A 14,918-nucleotide genomic window follows, 5' to 3' on the forward strand; every position below is an offset into this window, starting at 1 on the left:
TTGCTATCAGTGATGGGCGGGGTCGGGGGTGCGGCGAGGACCAGCCGCACGCGGGACGAGACCCCGATCCGGGGCAGAGCACCGTTCTGGGACGAGACCCCGAGGCGGGAGGGGGAACGTCCATGGGAGTGGGAGTGGGAGTGGGGGGCGGGGTGGGCATGTCAGCGGCCGACCAGAGCGCGGCGCAGGGCGGTCGCGGAGGTGAAGATCCGGATGCCGAGGACGACGATGACCGCGGTCGAGAGGGCATCGGCGAAACCGACGAGTTCACCGAGCAGCACCAGCAGCACCGCGACGGCGACATCGCCGACGAAGGACACGACGAAGACCCGATCGTCGAAGGTCCGCTCGACGAACGCCCGCGCGCCGCCGAGGACGGCGTCGACGGCGGCGACCACCGCGACCGCCAGGTAGGGGGCGAGCCAGTGCGGTGCCGTCGGCCCCAGCAGCAGACCGGCCGCTACTCCGATGAGCAGGGCGAGCAGGGCGGGCGTCATCGACCTCGGAGCCGTTCTGGCGATCATCCGCGCTATCCGCGTCATCGGTGTCCTTCCCTCATCCGGTCCGGCGGACGTTGCGCAGCACCGGCAACGGTGCCGCGGGCAGCGTCATGGTCGCGGGCCTGGTCACCGTCAGGGCGGTCGCCGGCGAGTCCGGCTGGTTGCGCAGCCGGTCGACGACGGCCGAGCGTTCCAGCCGGGTGCCGAGTTCACCGGCATCACCGAGGGCCTCGATCACGTAGGGCGCGGTGACGGGCAGCAGGCCGACGAGGATGACGTTCGCCGCGGCCCGGATGGCGCTCAGTGTCGTCAGCCGTACCTGGTTCACGCTGATCGCCTCCGCGCCCGCGATCCACAGCACGTTGACCAGGTCTGCGACGTCATGATCGGTGATACCGACGCCAGCACCGACACCGACGCCGTCGGGCAGGCGCCCGGAGAGGGTGATCCGGACGCCCGGGCCGCGCACCGCGGCCCAGCCCCCGGGCGGGCCGAGCGCGGCGACGTCGGCCGCGGAACGGGCCTGCCGCTCGGCGGCGCGGCGTTGCCGTGAACGTCCGGCCGCCACCTGACGGTCCAGCGCGCCGACCCGTTCCCGGGTGAGTGTGAGCTCGGCGGAACGGGCCTGTACCTGGGCGCGCAGGGCCTGTTCGAGTCGCTGCCGGGCCGGTGCCTCGGCGACCCCCCGGCGCACCCCGAGCGTGACCACGCCGGCGAGCAGCAGCAACGTCGCCATCAGCACCATCGACCGCCCAGGTCGCCCGGTCCGATCCCCCACAAGGGGCATTTTGACGGACGGCGGCCGCATTACTGCCGAAGGTGGTGCCGCGCGCCGCGGTGGGGGGCGCTCAGCGGGACTCGACGACGTCGGCCCAGTGCCGCAGCAGGGTGTGGGCCTCGGTGAGGTCGGCGCCCTCGGCCCACAGATGTGTGACGGCCTCACTGGGGTCGGGCAGGACGAGAATCCACGAACCGTCGGCGCCCACCACGCGCACGCCGTCGGTGGTGTCCAGCGTGAAACCGGCGTCCACGTCGACGGATTCGACGACGCGGCGCATCACGGTGCCCTTGACCGCCCAGGGGGTGGGCACCGAGCGGCGCAGGATGGCGACCGAGGGTATCCGGGCGTCGATCACGGACAGGGTCAGTCGGGTCCGCGAGACCAGGGCCAGCAGCTTGACGAAGGCGGCGAGGCCGTCGATGGCCGGGCCGAACTCGGGGACGACGAAGCCGCCACGTCCGTCCGCGGCGAAGACGACCCCGTCCTGCCGGGCGACCTGGGACAGCGCCGGCGCGGACGTGGGGGTGCGCCGCACGCTCAGGCCGTGGAACCGGGTGACCTGGTCGGCGACCCGGGTGGTGGTGACGGGCAGGGCGACGGCGGCACCGCGGCTCTCGGCGGCGACCAGATCGAGGAAGACCAGCAGCGCGCGGTCGTCGTCGATGAGGTCGCCGCGCTCGTCGACGATCGCGAGACGTTCACCGGTGTGGTCGAAGCGCACCCCGAAGGCGGCGCCGGAGCTCGCGACCAGCGCACCGAGACGGTCGGTGGCGCGCAGGTCGTCGGTGGCGTCGTAGGCGGGTATGGTCTCGTCGACCCGGCCGTTGACGGTGAGGACGTCCACGCCGAGCCGGCCGAGCAGGGTCGGCAGCACCAGCGAGGCCGCTCCCCCGGACGGGTCCACCACGATCTTGAGTGCGGCGTCCGTGACGCCCGTGGTGTCCACCCGGTCGAGCAGGTCCTGGATGTAGAGATCGAGGGTACGCGCGGGAAAGCGCAGGTCGCCGATCTCGCCGGGGAAGGCCCGGCGGAACTCCTGGCGGGAGAACACCCGGTCGAGCTTGCGCTGGGCGGCCGGGGAGAGATCGTCCCCCTCCGCGTCCAGGAAGAGGATGTCGATGCGTTCCGGATCTCCGGGGGTGGTGCGCACCATGATGCCGCCGGCCGCGTTCGACGAGCGGACGTCGAAGCGGGCCACCGGCATCGGCGCGACCTCGAGGTCACGGATGTTGATCGCCCCGGTGGTCAGCGCGCTGATCACGGCACGTTTGAGGGCGCGGGCGGCGCGGGAGCCGTCCCGGGCGGTGGTGACCGTGGCGCCCTTCTTCAGGGTGGTGGCGTAGGCCGCCGAGAGCCGGACCACCAGCTCCGGGGTGATCTCGGCGTTGATCAGGCCGGAGACGCCGCGCGGGCCGAACAGAGTGCGCTGCCCGCGCGACTCCCAGATCACCGAGGTGTTGACGACCGCGCCGGCCTCGATCGTCTTGAACGGGTAGACCTTCACGTCGTGGGAGACGAAGGCCTCCTCCCGCACGACGCACTCGTCGCCGATGACCGCGCCCTCCTCGATCCGCGCCGCGCGCAGCACGTCGGTGCTGCGCCCGATCACGCAGCCCCGCAGGTTGGCCTGCGGGCCGATGAGGGCGTTGTCCTGGACGATCGCGCGGTGCAGGAAGGCGCCGGACTTCACCAGCACGTTGCTGCCGAGCACGGAGTACTCGCGCAGTTCGGCTCCGGCCTCGACCTTGCTGTAGTCGCCGACGACGAGGGGACCCTTGAGGACGGCGTCCGGATGCACCTCGGCGTCCTCACCGATCCACACCCCCGGTGACACCTCGAAGCCGCCGATGTCGACCTCCACCTTGCGGCCCAGCACGTCGGCCTGGGCCCGCAGGAAGCTCGCGATGGTGCCGACATCCTCCCAGTAGCCCTTGGCCACATAGCCGTAGACGGGTGCGCCGGCCTTGACCAGACGGGGAAACACATCCCCGGACCAGTCCACCGCCTCACCGGGTGGCACGTGCGCCAGCACCTCCGGCTCCATCACGTAGATGCCGGTGTTGACGGTGTCGGAGAAGACCTGGCCCCAGGTCGGCTTCTCCAGGAAGCGCAGGATGCGGCCGTCCTCGCCGGTGATGACGATGCCGAACTCCAACGGGTCGGGCACCGACGTGAGCGCCACCGTGACCAGTGCGCCGACCCTGCGGTGATAGGCGACGAGCTCGGTCAGGTCGATGTCGGTCAGCGCGTCGCCGCTGATGACCAGGAACGCCTCGTCACGCAGCGCGTCCTCGGCGTTCTTCACACTGCCGGCGGTGCCCAGCGGAGTCGTCTCGGTGGCGTACGACAGGTGCATGCCCAGCTCGTCACCGGCACCGAAGTAGGTGCGGATCATCGAGGCGAGGAACTGCACCGTCACGACCGTCTCGTCGAAACCGTGCCGCTTGAGCAACCGCAGCACATGCTCCATGATCGGCCGGTTGACCACGGGCAGCAGTGGTTTGGGCAGGTTGGCGGTCAACGGTCGCAGCCGGGTGCCCTCACCGCCCGCCATGACGACCGCTCTCACCGATGACCTCCCGCTCCGGCCGTCCCCGCCGTCGCGGAGCTGCCCGCTGATCCGCCGCCGCGGCCACGATGTGCTCGGACCAGCCGCGCCGCCTGAAGGAAATAGAGCGCGCCGGACCACCAGTACAGAGCGATACCCCAGATCGCGAACGCCCATCCGACCGGACGGGCGGCCGTCGCGAGCCAGGAGTCCCCGGCCGAGAGCAGCAGCAGCGGGAAGGCGTAGAGCAGGTTGAACGTCGCCGCCTTGCCCAGGTAGTGCACGGGCAGGGCCACCCCCACCCCGATCCGGCGCAGCAGCGGCGGCAGGGCGAGCAGGGCGACATCCCGGGCCAGCAGCGCGACGGCGAACCAGAGCGGGACGATGTCGCGCACGGTCAGCGCGACGATGGTGGACAGGATGTACAGCCGGTCGGCCAGCGGGTCGAGCAGGGCGCCGAGCCGGCTGGCCTGGTCGAGCACGCGGGCGAGCTTGCCGTCGAGGTAGTCGCTGACACCGGCGAAGGCCAGCACACCGAAGGCAGCGCCGTCCGCCTCCGGACCGAGGACCAGCCACAGGAACAGTGGCACGCCCAGCAGGCGCAACGCCGACAGCGCGTTCGGAATCGTCCAGATCCGGTCCGGCGACGGCGCCCCGCCCGGCACGGCGTCCTGCATGCGACGTCCTCCTCCACCGGGCGCCCCAGCGGTCTGATCGACCGCTGGGCGCTGTCCCTACGACCCGGCGGGCCGGACAGTGCTGACGCTAGCGGATACAGCCGTCAGTGGATGCGGCCGACCTTGTAGGTCGAGCTGTAGATCGGACGCAACGACACCACACCGCCGGTCTGCGGAGCGGCCCACATGTACCCGTTACCGGCGTAGATGCCCACATGGTAGATGTTGCCGGGCGTCCCGTAGAAGATGAGGTCACCGGGCTGCTTGCCCGACTGCGGCACCTTGGTGGAGACGTTGTACTGCCCCTGGGCGGTGCGCGGCAGGGAGCGGCCGAGCTGCTTGAACACGTACTGGACGAGCCCGGAGCAGTCGAACGAGTACGGGCCCTCCGCGCCCCACACGTACGGCTTGCCCTTGTTCAGCGAGGCCAGGTAGACGGCTTTCTCCCCGATCGAGCTGCCGGGGATCACCGTCGGGATGGCCTGCGAGATGACCGAGCCGTCGATTCCGACACCGACCCGGCCGACCCCCGTGCCGGTTCGGGTGGGGCTGGCGATCGTCACGGTGGCGGCGCCGGCCAGGGAGGGCCGCAGCGCGCTCGAACCATCGAAGACCGCGGTGATCGTGGTGGTGGACAGCAGCCGCGCGGTGATCTGCGCGTTGCCGCTGGCATCGGTGTGCAACCGGGTGGACGTCTGCCACTGCGGCCCGTTGACCACGACGATGCGGATGTCCTGGCCGGCCAGCGGCGCACCGGTGTCGGCCTCGGTGGCGCGCACGGTCAGCACCACCGGGGTGTTCGGGGCGACGGTCGTCCTGTCCGCGGTGATCGAGACGTTGGTGAAGACCGGGTCGTGATCGGCGATCGCGGTGGCCAGCGGTGCGAGGGAACGGGCGGCCGTCAGGTCACCGGAGGCGCTCTGGGTGGACGTCATGGACGCCTCGCGCAGCAGCGAGTTCGCCTCCAGGGAGGAGGAGCCGTCCGTGCCGGCGGGGACGGTCGCCGCGAAGGCCGCCGTCGACGCGGCGATCGTGCCGGTGGTGAAGGCCGCGATGGTCACCGCCCGGCGCGGCGGGGCGGAGCTACGACGCCGCGACGTACCGGAGCCGGTCGCGGCGGAAGCACGGGGGGCCGCGGGGCGCTGGCGACCGCGGACGAGCTGCTCCCAGTCGTCCGGCAGCCAGGCCATGGCACGACGTGGCAAAACGCGTCCTTCCCGTGCGCTGGCGAGGTGAGACGCCGGAAGCGGGCCGGGGTGCCCGATCACCGACGGACCCGGTCAGTACCGAGGCAGACCACGCGCTGACGAGCGACGGTGGTGCTCCCCCGGGACCGTGGGTCCCCACGCCTGCCCCGGCAAACTCGGAGGGGTCGCCGAACCGGGGGCAGGACTAGGCGCATCGGTTCGACGGGTGTCGCAGTTGGCTTGCGGGTGCCCACACTTCGCCTGCGGCGCATCACTTCTGAAGACCCAAACGAACGTGCTGCTGACGACGATAGTGGACATACCGCTATTGCCGGCAACCACCCCGAGCCCAACGCTTGGACACCCGCACCCGATACCCCCGCCTGCCAGCAAACCGCGCACTCTCGATCACCATCCGTCAGTACCGGCGAGCGCCCGCTGTGTCGCGGGAAACATCCGGAATCCCTGCGCACCCGCCCACTGACGTGACGTCGCGGACTACCCGTACGATCATGACCGTCCGCGTGCGTCCGACCGTGCGAGCCCACCCCGACCACATCCGACACCCCCAGCCGGACGCACCCACACCGGCTGGCCGCTGCTCGCACCCGATCCGGGGACCCGCCCGGCCCTGCGGGGAGCCGTCCGACCCGTCGCCGTCCACGATGGTGGTGGCGTTCCGGGGGGTGGACATTGGTGTCGTCGCCGTGGCCAGGCGAGCATCGATCGAGGTCGCGGGCATCCGCGGCCACCGCCGACCGCCAGCGTGACCGCGCGGCGACCATCCGTGTTCGCGGCGTCACGCAGGATGGACCGATGAGGTCCGACCCCCTGATGACCGTGACCGAGGTGGCCAATCACCTGCGTCTGACCGCGTCGTCATGGCGCGAGCAGGTAGCCGCGGGTACCGCCCCGCCCCCTGACGACCCGGACACCGCCACCGACAAGCCCGAGTTCCGACGCCGCCCCCGCTGGCACCGATCCACGCTGGACACCTGGAACGAACAACGCCGCGCCGAGCGCCGCGCCGCCCGCGAGGCTCAGACCACCCAGACCACCCAGGCCGGCGGATAGCCCAGACCCGCCGAATCCCGGGCGGGGCCCGGCGATGCCCATGGCTGCCATGATCCACATGCGTGCCGATGGAGCATCCGGAAAATGCGAACGCCCCCTCCGCCACGTTCGGCCGAGAGGGCATTTCCCCTGTCGGGACGACAGGATTTGAACCTGCGACCCCCAGACCCCCAGTCTGGTGCGCTACCAAGCTGCGCCACGTCCCGTACGCGAGCAACACTACCGTATCCGCGCGCCGAACAGTGACCGGGGGTCGCGTCGAGCACCGACGCGCCCCCCGACCCTCGTGCGCGGCCCCGCGTGGGACCAGGCCGAGGCCGTCACCCACGAGGAAGTCCGTGCGGTGCGTCAGCCGCCGGTGAAGCACGGCGCAGGGCCGTTCGGGAGGTGCGGCTGACGACCGCGGACTTTGACTACCGCAGGGAGAGCGAACCTCAGCTGGCGCCCTGGGTACGACGACGCGCCACCCCGGCACCGATCAGCAGGGCACCGATGGTGGCCCCGGCGACCGGAAGCAGCGGTGAGGACGCGCCACGGTCGGCCATGCCACCGCCACCGGCGGGCACACCGCCGCCGGCGACGCCACCGACACCGACACCGACGCCGACGACGCCAACGCCGACACCGGCCGCGCAGTCCTTGTCCTTGTCCTTGTCCTTGTCCTTGTCGTCCCAGTTGAACCAGTCTTCGTCCTTGTCACCGTCCTTGTCGCCGTCCTTGACCTTGTCCTCGTCAAGGCCCTTGCCCTCGTCGCCCTTGTTGAGCTCGTCGGCCTCGGCCTTCTTGTCCGGGGCGTCCTTGTCGCCGTCCTTGTCCTTGTCGCCAAAGATGTCCCAGTCGTCCTTCTGGTCCTTGTCGTTACCGCAGACGGGCTTCTTGTCGTCGAATGCGTGGGCCGCGGACGTGCCGACTGCCACGGTGAAGGTTGCGGTGGCGATGCCGGAGATCGCGAGCGCGGCGGCGCGGCGACCCATACCCTTCGTCATCTGGTCCCCTCTCTCACTGACGGTGATCTATGCATCACTGCGAGTGACACCATAGCGACCGGCTGTGAGCATCCGCGCCAAGCGCGCAGGGCGTGGTGCGGTCCGCCGCGACAGTCGGCGTGGGATCGAGAGTGCGTTCGCGTCAGCGAAAGCCGGATTCGGCCCGGTTCGCTCCCGACCAGGTCGACCCACCAGGCACATCCGCGTCATGGTCACCCATTGTTGCCCCCCGCTCGCTAGAGTGACGCTCAGTCAGGGGCGATACACGGTGCGATTCCTGCCGTCCCGACGAGGACAGGGGGTGCGAGATGACCGAGCGAGCCAGGTGGCGACAGCTGCCGCCATGGCGCAGGCTGTCGGCGTGGCACGGAGTGCTACTGGTCGGCGTCATGTTGATCCTGGTCAGCGGATTTCGGCTGGCGGAACCGGCATTCGACGCCGTCCGCGGCGGTTCCGGGGCGGACGCGGCGAACGAACTGCCACCGATCCCCGCACCGCCCCCGTCACCCCCACCGGCGCCGACCGGGACGGCCACCTCGCCCGCCCCGACCCAGCCCGCGGTGGTGATCAGCGATCCGGCCCGGCTGCGTATCCCCCGGCTGAGCGTCGACGCACCGGTCGTCGATCTCGGCCTCGCCGCGGACGGCACCATCGCCGTGCCCACCTCGTGGGGGGACGTGGGCTGGTACGACCGGGGACCCGCACCCGGCGGCATCGGCCCGTCGGTCCTGGTCGGCCACTACGACTCGACGTCGGGACCGGCGGTGTTCTACCGGCTCAACCAGCTTGTTCCCGGAGACAAGGTGGTGGTCGTGGGAGCGTCCGGTCTCAGCCAGACCTTCCTGGTCGACCGCTCCGAGGAGGCCACCAAGTCGACGTTCCCGACCGAACGCGTCTACGGCCCGGTGACCCGCCCCGAGCTACGACTGATCACCTGCGGTGGGGCGTTCGACTTCCAGACCCGTCACTACCTGAGCAACCTGATCGTCTACGCCCACGCCGACACCACCCTGCCAGCGCCCAGCCCGACCACGAGCGCCGCGGCGGCGCCGGTGCCGCCCGCTCCACGCGTCACGCCCGCCGTCGCCGCGGCTCCGAGGTCCTCCCAGGGATAGCGCGACGGCCCGTGGCGAGAGGCGCGAAGGACACCTCGCCACGGGCCTGTGGCTTAGCTGGGACGGCGGCGGTCGCCGCGCTCGCGGACCCGGACCGAGATGGAGATGGGTGAGCCGGCGAAGCCGAAGTCCTCACGTAGCCGGCGTTCGAGGAAACGGCGGTAGGTCGGCTCGAGGAAGCCGGTGGTGAACACGACGAAGCGTGGGGGACGCACGCCGGCCTGGGTGGCGAACAGGATCTTCGGCACCCGACCGCCACGGGCGGGCGGCGGGGTGGCGCCGACGACCTCGCCGAGCCAGGTGTTGAGCCGGCCGGTGGGGATACGGGTGCCCCAGGACTCCAGAGCGGTGCGCAGGGCGGGAGCCAGCCGGTCGGTGGCGCGCCCGGTGCGGGCGGAGACGTTCACCCGCGGCGCCCAGCCCACCCGGCCGAGGTCGCGCACGACCTCACGTTCCAGGGTGACCCGACGGTCCTCGTCGACGAGGTCCCACTTGTTCCAGGCGATCACCAGCGCGCGGCCGGCCTCGACGACCATGGTGATGACCCGCTGGTCCTGCTCGCTGAGCGGCTCGCCGGCGTCGAGCAGGACGATCGCGACCTCGGCCGCCTCCAGCGCGGAGGCGGTGCGCAGCGACGAGTAGTACTCGGCGCCGGAGGCCTCGCGTACCCGGCGACGCAGGCCGGCGGTATCGATGAACAGCCACTCCTCGCCACCGACGGTGACGAGTTCGTCGACCGGATCACGGGTGGTGCCGGCGACGTCGTGCACCAGCGAACGCCGACTACCGGCGATCTTGTTGAGCAGGCTGGACTTGCCGACGTTCGGCCGCCCGATCAGCGCGACCCGGCGCGGACCGGTGGTCTCGGTGAACACCTCGCGGGGCGCCTCGGGCAGCGCGGCGAGCACGGCGTCGAGCAGGTCGCCACTGCCCCGGCCGTGCAGGGCGGACACCGGGTGGGGCTCACCGAGCCCCAGGCTCCACAGCGCCGCCGCGTCCGCCTCGAACCGCAGGTCGTCGACCTTGTTCGCGACCAGGATGACGGGCAGCCCGCTGCGGTGCAGCACCCGGGCGACGGCCTCGTCGGCGTCGGTCGCGCCGGTGACGACGTCCACGATGAACAGCACGGCGTCGGCGGTGTCCAGCGCGGCGCGGGCCTGCTCGGAGACCTGGGCGGCGAGACCGGACGCATCCGGCTCCCAGCCGCCGGTGTCGACCAGGGTGAACCGGCGGCCGTTCCAGGTCGCGTCGTAGGCGATGCGGTCACGGGTGACCCCGGGAACGTCCTCCACGACGGCGGCGCGTCGCCCGAGGACCCGGTTGACCAGCGTCGACTTGCCAACATTGGGCCGACCGACGACGGCGACGATCGGCTGCCCCAGTGCCGGCCCGCCGAACTCGCCGTCGTCACCGTCGGCGAACCCGACCAGTTCGGCCGCCTCGGCCAGCCAGCCGGCCTGCTCCGACCCGCTCGGCGCCTCGCCGCCGCCCCGCGCACCGCTACCGCCCCGCGCACCGCTGTCACTCTGCGCATCGCTGCCGCCGTGCGTCGCTTTACCGCGCATCCGGCCGTCCAGTTCGTTCGTCACTGTCATCGTCTCGTCACTGGCATTGCTGCCATACCTGTCGTCAGAGCCGGTGATCCTCGATGATCACACGGTGGAGCCGCCGTGGGTGGCCCGGGCGGTCTCGAGATGGTCCAGCAGGCGTACCCGGATGTCCTCGGCGACGGCGGCCAGCGCCCGACGCGAACGGGGGTTCGCCGGCACCTCCACCTCGAACGGGTTGCCGAACACCACCCGCACCCGCACCGACCGGCGCGGCCAGCGCGCGCCCTTGGGCAGCGCCTGAGCGGTGTTGAGACAGGCCACTGGCAGCACCCGGCAGCGCCCGTGGACCGCCAGGTAGGCGATGCCATGCTGGACGGCGGCCATCTCACCACTGCCGCGGGTGCCTTCGGGGAACACGCCGATCGCACCGCCTCGGGAGAGCTCATCGAGTGCGGTGTGCAGGGCATCCCGGTCAGGACGGCCACGGTCAATCGGGATCTGCCCGCTGAACAGCAGCATCCGGCCGACAATCCGAGTGTACATCTCGGACTTCACCAGACAGCGCACGGTCCGTGGCGCCTCGATCACGACCAGCGGGCCGTCCAGCCAGCTGCTGTGGTTACCGGCGAAGATCAGCGGCTCGCCGTGCGGGACGTTCTCCACGCCCTCGAGGTCGACCCGCATGACCAGCCGGTTGAGCACCGCACGGACCCCGGGCTTGAGCAGCCGATGCGGCCGGTCGCTGTAGACCGGCGACTGCGCCCCCCGGTGCGCCGCGGCACGGCCGGCACTGCCGGCGCTGGTTCCAGTGCCAGTGCCAGCGCCAGCGCTGGTGCTCGGCGCGGGATCGGGGGCGGGGAGAGGATCAGCGGTCATGACACCGCATTGGTCGACTGGCCCACGGGAGCCGACTGGCCTGCGGCGGTCGACTGGCCGCAGTGGCGCAGGACCGCCTCGACCACCTCGGGGACGCCCATCGTCGTCGAGTCGAGCACGATCGCGCCGTCGGGGACGGCCAGCGGGTCGGCGGCGCGGGTGCTGTCGAGGACGTCACGGCGGTCGAGTTCGGCCAGGGTGCGGGCGACGTCGTCCACGCCCTTCTCACCGAGCTGACGGGATCGGCGCAACGCCCTGACCTCGGTTGACGCGGTCAGGAACACCTTGATCGCGGCGTCGGGGGCGACCACGGAGCCGATGTCACGGCCCTCGACCACGATCCCGCCGACCGCGCCGGCCGCCTCGATGATCTGGCGCTGCTGGGCGACGAGACGACCACGCACGGCGGCCACGGCGGCGATCGCGCTGACCGCGTTGGTGACCGCCCGGGTGCGGATCTCCGCGTCGACCCGGGCGCCGTCGACGGCGATCGTCGGGGCCTCGGGGTCGACACCCACCGAGATCACCGCCCGTTCGGAGAGCTCACCGACGGCGGCGGCGTCCTCGATGTCGATGCGCTGCTCCAACGCGAGCTGGGTGAGCGCGCGGTACATCGCGCCGGTGTCGAGGTAGCGCAGGCCGAGGCGACGCGCGAGTTCGCGGGCCACGGTGCTCTTACCCGACCCGCCGGGGCCGTCGACCGCGACGACCAGCCCCTGTCCCGACGAAATGGCCGCCTGCTGCGTCGCGTCGTCGGCGCTCGCGCCGGTGGAAAACGCAGACCCGTGGTCGGGCTCCACCCGATTCCTCCGTCCCGGATACGTGCGGATGATCGGGTCGCGTCCGTCGCGTCCGTCGCGTGCGACCCGGATCAGGCTACTCGGTGCCACTTCAGGATCGTCGGTATGCCGTCCATCCGGTGTTTACCAGCCGGTGGACGACCTCGTCGGCGACCGCCGGATCCACAGCGAGCTCGACGATGCCGGCGGGGGCGTCCAGGCTGTGTTCGAACGGGCCCACATCCTCGATGTTGACACCCCAGTCGCTGATCAGGCCGACGATCGCGGCAAGCTGACCGGGCCGGTCGTCGAGCACGACCCCCACCCAGCCCCACTCGCGCACGGTGGCACCGGCCTTACGAGGCAGCCGGGCCCGTCCCGCGTGGCCGTCCCGCATCAGCGCGGTGATGGCGGTGGCGACCTGGGCTGCGTCCCCCGTCTCGAGGACGTCGGCGAGGGCGACGAGCGCACCGCCGAGCGACCGGACCCGGCGTCCGATCGGCTCCCGGTTGCCCTCGATGATGCCGGCCCACAACACCGCGTCGCTGTCGGCCAGGCGGGTGGTGTCCCGGAAGCCCTGGCCAGCCAGCGGCACGTCGTGCGCGTCGAGTCCGGTCAGCTCCCCGGCCAGCACGCTGGCGAGCAGCTGCGGGACGTGGGAGACCGTCGCCATCGCCTCGTCGTGACGGTCGGGGGTGGTGCGCACCGGTGTCGCGCCGCAGGCCAGCGCGACCGCGGTGGTGGCCGCCAGGGCCGCGTCGACGGTCTGCGGCAGTGGGCACACCGCCCAGACCCGTTCGGCGAACAGGTCTGGGCGCGCGGAGACGGCGCCGTGACGTTCCCGGCCGGCGATCGGATGCGCCGGGCACCATGACGACAGGTCGCCGCCGAGGCGGACACCGTCCTCGACGGGCCGGGCCTTCACGCTGCCCGCGTCGCTGACGGTGTCGGCCAGACCGCCGAGCAGCAGTTCGTGCACCTGCCAGGCGATCGTGGGCAGCGGGGTGGCGACGACGGCGTGCTCGACCCGCTCGCCCGCCCAGCGTCGCCCCGCCCCCATCTTCTCGGCGATGGTGACCTGGGCGTCCTCGGTGTCACGCAACAGCACCTCGACGCCCTGCGCGGCCAGCGCGAGGCCGATGCTCGTGCCGATCAGCCCGGTACCGACGATCCCGACCCGGCGCGGCATCGATGCCCGGTCCGTGGCCGTCGACAAGGGTTCAGCTGGGCTCACAGTCCGACGTCGCGGTAGAGCGCGCCGACCTCACCACGACTGAGGTGCCGCGGCCGGCCGGCGCGCAGCGTCCCGAGGGTGACCGGGCCGAGCTGGGTGCGAACCAGCCGGTGCACCGGGTAGCCGACGGCCTCGAGCATCCGGCGCACGATACGCGTGCGTCCCTCATGGATGACGACCTCGAGCATGACCCGCCCGTTGGCGTTGTCGACGACACGCACCGAGTCGGCGCGGGCCGGACCGTCCTCCAGCTCGACGCCGGCACGCAGCGTGCGCGGAACCTCACGGCGCATCGGCCCGGACACCTCGACCAGATAGGTCTTGGCCACCTCGAAGGACGGATGGGTCAGCCGGTGGGCGAGCTCCCCGTCGTTGGTGACCAGCAGCAGTCCCTCGCTGTCGGCGTCGAGGCGGCCGACGTGGAACAGCCCCGGTCCGAACTCGGTGAGCAGGCCGGCGACGGTCGGGCGACCACGGTCGTCCGACATGGTGCTGAGCACCCCGCGCGGCTTGTTCAACGCCAGGTGGATGAGCCCGCTGCGGGTGACGACGCGCACGCCGTCGACCTCGATGATGGCCGTCTCCGGGTCGACGCGCCGTCCCTGCTCGCGCACGACCGCCCCGTCGACGCGGACCCGACCTTCGTCGATCATCTCCTCGCTGGCCCGCCGGGAACCCACTCCCGCCGCCGCCAGGACCTTCTGCAACCGAATGCCCTCGGACGCGGCATCGCCCAGCCGGCCACGGCTGCCGCCGCCGCTCACCGGGGCCTCACGCCGCACGGCGGCGTCCCGACCGACCGGCACGTCACGACGCGCTGGGGCTTCACGATGAGCGGGGACATCCCGACCACCGGACGCCTCCCGGCGAGGCGGTGCGTCCCGACGGACGGGCGCACCCCGACCAGCGGGAGCGTCCCGACGGACAGGTGCACCGCGACCAGCGGGAGCGTCCCGACGGACGGGCGCACCCCGACCAGCGGGAGCGTCCCGACGGACGGGCGCACCCCGACCAGCGGGAGCGTCCCGACGGACGGGCGCACCCCGACGAGCAGGAGCGTCCCCACGGGCAGGGGCATCCCGGTAGGCGGGCGCACCCCGACCAGCAGGTGCGTCCCGACGGACAGGTGCACCCCGACCTGCGGGTACGTCCCGACGGACAGGCGCACCCCGACCAGCGGGTGCGTCCCGACGAGCAGGAGCGTCCCCACGGGCAGGAGCGTCCCGGTAGGCGGGCGCGCCCCGGCGGACGGGCGCGTCTCCACGGCTGGGAGCGTCCCGACGGGCAGGCGCCTCCCGGCGAGCGGGCGCGTCCCGATAGCCAGGCGCCTCCCGGCGAGCAGGTGCGTCCCGATAGCCAGGCGCCTCCCGGCGAGCAGGTGCGTCCCGATAGCCAGGCGCCTCCCGGCGGACGGGCGCGTCTCCACGGCTGGGAGCGTCCCGACGGGCAGGCACCTCCCGACGGGCAGGCACCTCCCGACGGGCAGGTGCGTCCCGACGGGCAGGTGCGTCCCGATGGCTGGGCGCCTCCCGGCGAGCGGGTGCGTCCCGACGGCCAGGCGCCTCCCGGCGAGCGGACGCGTCTCCGCGGCCGGGTGCGTCACGGCGGGTG

Annotated in this window: 14 protein-coding genes and 1 tRNA gene; 2 read left to right on the top strand and 13 right to left on the bottom strand. The window is 72.1% G+C overall.

What is annotated here, in order from left to right; all coding sequences use genetic code 11:
• Positions 1-161 precede the first annotated feature (161 nt).
• From MXD61_RS21795 to MXD61_RS21815, 5 genes are all read right to left on the bottom strand, one after another.
• A complete protein-coding gene (locus MXD61_RS21795) occupies positions 162-524 on the bottom strand; it encodes a DUF1290 domain-containing protein (protein ID WP_248815300.1) in 363 nt (120 codons plus the stop codon).
• 31 nt (positions 525-555) lie between these two features.
• Positions 556-1,236, bottom strand: coding sequence for a DUF881 domain-containing protein (locus tag MXD61_RS21800; RefSeq protein ID WP_248815301.1), 681 nt, complete (start codon positions 1,234-1,236; stop codon positions 556-558).
• A gap of 112 nt (positions 1,237-1,348) precedes the next feature.
• Positions 1,349-3,835, bottom strand: coding sequence for a mannose-1-phosphate guanyltransferase (locus tag MXD61_RS21805; protein ID WP_248815330.1), 2,487 nt, complete (start codon positions 3,833-3,835; stop codon positions 1,349-1,351).
• 11 nt (positions 3,836-3,846) lie between these two features.
• Positions 3,847-4,506 carry a CDP-alcohol phosphatidyltransferase family protein gene (locus MXD61_RS21810; protein WP_248815302.1) on the bottom strand — a complete coding sequence of 220 codons (660 nt, stop codon included), beginning with the start codon at positions 4,504-4,506 and terminating at the stop codon, positions 3,847-3,849.
• A gap of 104 nt (positions 4,507-4,610) precedes the next feature.
• Entirely contained in the window at positions 4,611-5,711 is a 1,101-nt protein-coding gene (locus MXD61_RS21815) for a C40 family peptidase (RefSeq protein WP_248815303.1), read from the bottom strand.
• Between the two features lie 798 nt (positions 5,712-6,509).
• On the opposite strand from MXD61_RS21815, the gene MXD61_RS21820 reads away from it, so the two are divergent.
• Positions 6,510-6,767, top strand: coding sequence for an AlpA family transcriptional regulator (locus MXD61_RS21820; RefSeq protein ID WP_248815304.1), 258 nt, complete (start codon positions 6,510-6,512; stop codon positions 6,765-6,767).
• A gap of 132 nt (positions 6,768-6,899) precedes the next feature.
• Here the strand turns inward: MXD61_RS21820 and MXD61_RS21825 are convergent.
• Together MXD61_RS21825 and MXD61_RS21830 are read right to left on the bottom strand one after the other, a co-directional pair.
• Positions 6,900-6,973: transfer RNA gene (locus tag MXD61_RS21825), tRNA-Pro, on the bottom strand.
• Between the two features lie 228 nt (positions 6,974-7,201).
• Complete coding sequence (locus tag MXD61_RS21830) at positions 7,202-7,741, bottom strand: hypothetical protein (RefSeq protein ID WP_248815305.1); 540 nt, start codon at positions 7,739-7,741, stop codon at positions 7,202-7,204.
• Between the two features lie 320 nt (positions 7,742-8,061).
• On the opposite strand from MXD61_RS21830, the gene MXD61_RS21835 reads away from it, so the two are divergent.
• A complete protein-coding gene (locus MXD61_RS21835; protein ID WP_248815306.1) occupies positions 8,062-8,868 on the top strand; it encodes a class F sortase in 807 nt (268 codons plus the stop codon).
• A 53-nt stretch (positions 8,869-8,921) separates the two neighbouring features.
• Here the strand turns inward: MXD61_RS21835 and der are convergent, their stop codons facing one another.
• The 6 genes from der to MXD61_RS21865 form a co-directional block, all read right to left on the bottom strand.
• Positions 8,922-10,463: a ribosome biogenesis GTPase Der gene (der, locus tag MXD61_RS21840; RefSeq protein WP_248815307.1), complete on the bottom strand. Its 1,542-nt coding sequence runs from the start codon at positions 10,461-10,463 to the stop codon at positions 8,922-8,924.
• A 57-nt stretch (positions 10,464-10,520) separates the two neighbouring features.
• The gene (locus tag MXD61_RS21845) at positions 10,521-11,294 is read right to left on the bottom strand and encodes a 1-acyl-sn-glycerol-3-phosphate acyltransferase (protein ID WP_248815308.1); all 774 of its coding nucleotides are present in this window, start codon (positions 11,292-11,294) and stop codon (positions 10,521-10,523) included.
• On the bottom strand, positions 11,291-12,025 hold the full coding sequence (gene cmk / locus MXD61_RS21850) for a (d)CMP kinase (protein WP_248815331.1): 735 nt from the start codon (positions 12,023-12,025) through the stop codon (positions 11,291-11,293). Before cmk ends, MXD61_RS21845 begins: the two co-directional genes overlap by 4 nt.
• 160 nt (positions 12,026-12,185) lie before the next feature.
• On the bottom strand, positions 12,186-13,262 hold the full coding sequence (locus tag MXD61_RS21855; protein WP_248815309.1) for a prephenate dehydrogenase/arogenate dehydrogenase family protein: 1,077 nt from the start codon (positions 13,260-13,262) through the stop codon (positions 12,186-12,188).
• Positions 13,263-13,303: 41 nt separating this feature from the next.
• Positions 13,304-14,071 carry a pseudouridine synthase gene (locus MXD61_RS21860; protein ID WP_248815332.1) on the bottom strand — a complete coding sequence of 256 codons (768 nt, stop codon included), beginning with the start codon at positions 14,069-14,071 and terminating at the stop codon, positions 13,304-13,306.
• Positions 14,068-14,517: a hypothetical protein gene (locus MXD61_RS21865; protein ID WP_248815310.1), complete on the bottom strand. Its 450-nt coding sequence runs from the start codon at positions 14,515-14,517 to the stop codon at positions 14,068-14,070. The genes MXD61_RS21860 and MXD61_RS21865 overlap by 4 nt, the downstream gene beginning before the upstream one ends.
• Positions 14,518-14,918 lie beyond the last annotated feature (401 nt).

This window comes from Frankia sp. AgPm24 (assembly GCF_023243055.1).
Lineage (GTDB): Bacteria > Actinomycetota > Actinomycetes > Frankiales > Frankiaceae > Frankia > Frankia umida.